This window comes from Okeania sp., assembly GCF_983059655.1.
The window spans coordinates 1-2,180 of record NZ_CEZPJD010001078.1; the positions used below are offsets into that span (position 1 = coordinate 1).

Below are 2,180 nucleotides of genomic sequence, written 5' to 3' on the forward strand. Positions count from 1 at the left end.
GGAAAGTGACTTTATTTGCGATTTTTAACTTCCGCGTAGCAGCACTAGGCGTATTCAACTTAAACCATAAGTTGAAAATATTACAGCACTTTGCGCGGATAGTGAGGTACAGTTTGAAAATTAATCTTTTTTTCCCTACTCCCAAATTTCCCTCCACCGGAGGGGTTAGGGGTGGGTTCCTACTCCCTAAAGTCCTAAAATTTCGTACCTCATCAACTCCAAAACTGCTGTAATTGTTGCTACAATAATTGAGATAAAAGAATAAAATTATTTACATTATATTTGAGGAGAGCTGTAAATGAGGAAACTAAAATATTATGTAGCTTGCAGTGTTGACGGGTTTATTGCCCGCGAAGATGGCTCATGTGATGGTTTTCTTCCTCAAGGGGATCATGTGCAAGATTATATAGAATCTCTCAATTCGTTTGATGTAGTTTTAATGGGGCGAAAAACTTATGAAGTGGGGTTAAAAGCAGGTATAACTAATCCCTACCCTACTATGAAAAGCTATGTTTTTTCACGCACAATGAAAGAAAGTCCAGATGAAAAAGTTGAAATTGTTGCGGAAAATGCAGATGCATTAGCGATCGGTTTAAAAAATGCAACAGGTAAGGATATTTATCTTTGTGGTGGTGCAAATTTAGCCACAACTTTTTTTACTAAAAACTTGATTGATGAAATAATTTTGAAAGTTAATCCGTTTTTTATGGGTTCGGGAATTCCACTTTTTACTGGAGCGATCGAGGAGACAGTTTTAGAATTAATCAATAGCAAAGTTTATCCCAACGGTGTTTTACTACTTAATTATCAGGTTAAGTATTGAAGTTTTTTCATCATTTACTACTATCGGCTAATTATGGAAGCAATTTGGCAAATTATCCAAAACATCGAAATTCTGGATATACCAGTCATAATCATATTTTTTATAGTATTGGCTTTAATAGCAACATTAGTATTAAAACAATTATTAACTATAGTTGTGATTAGGCGGATTGAAGCTTTAACTCGTAATACGAAAACTACCCTTGATGACCAATTAATTGCAGTTATTAAAAAACCCATAGGATGGTTTGTCTATTTAATGGGATTGTGGGTAATACAATTAATACTGACAGATTATATTACTCCCCAACTAAATCAAACAATTACAGGAATTATTAATTTAGCAATAGTAGGAAATATAGCACTAATTGTTTACCATACATCTCCTATTTTAGGAGAGCTACTACAAAATTTGTCAGCTCACACAGATACCGAATTAGATGATATTATTAGCCCCTATATTCCGAGGTTATTTAGGTTAACTGCCATAGTAATTTTTGCTCTAAAAGCAGGAGAAGTATTATTGGGAGCTTCTGCCACTGCAATTGTTGGTTTAATCGGCGGTGCTGGTCTGACATTAGGTTTATTATTTAAGGATGTTGTTGGTGATTGGTTGGCTACAATTGTTATTTATAGTGATAGTTTATATCGGGTAGATGACTGGCTTTTATTACCAAGTGGTCGTTGGGCGGAGGTGAAAAATATAGGCATTAGAAGTACAACAATTTATATTGGTTTTGAGGGAGCTACTCAAAAACTTCCTAATTCTAAAATGATTGATGGTAGCATTAAAAATTTATCTCAACAGCCTAACGATAGGAAGAAAGCATCTATTGATTTATATATTAAGATTGACGGAATTTCAGCTAGGAAGATAGCCTATCTTAATGATAAAATTCGAGGAATTCCCAAAAATATTGACCTTTTATATGATTCTTGTATGGTCAGATTTAATGGGTTGGAAAGAAATTCTCGCGTAATTAGAGTAATTGGATTTACTAATGATTTGGATAATTATTCGAGGGCTTATGACCAATTAAATTTGGCAATATTGGCTTTATTGGAGCAGGAGGGAATAGATTTATTTTATGTGAATATTCTGAGTGATACAGAAACTTATAAAACAAGGAGTCAGTAGTCAGGAGTTAGGAGGGAAGAAGAGGAGGTTTTAAAGTATATTTATATACGACCGAATCTGCCGTAAATCATCCCATCAGTTACCAACGCCAAAAATATTTTTTATATAGCAATGTGCGCTGGCATATTTACAAATTTCAGGAGATGTCCAATAGCTAAAAGTCTGATATTATCGGTTTTTTATTACCCCTGTTGCCTCTCTTGGTCAGCATTCCCTCTCT

The 2,180-nt window shown here is 34.3% G+C and carries 2 protein-coding genes; both read left to right on the top strand.

The window, feature by feature from the left end; translation table 11 throughout:
• Positions 1–298 precede the first annotated feature (298 nt).
• On the top strand, positions 299–823 hold the full coding sequence (locus tag AC3DU7_RS31955; RefSeq protein WP_488043248.1) for a dihydrofolate reductase family protein: 525 nt from the start codon (positions 299–301) through the stop codon (positions 821–823).
• 33 nt (positions 824–856) lie between these two features.
• Positions 857–1,960 carry a mechanosensitive ion channel family protein gene (locus tag AC3DU7_RS31960; RefSeq protein WP_488043249.1) on the top strand — a complete coding sequence of 368 codons (1,104 nt, stop codon included), beginning with the start codon at positions 857–859 and terminating at the stop codon, positions 1,958–1,960.
• Positions 1,961–2,180 lie beyond the last annotated feature (220 nt).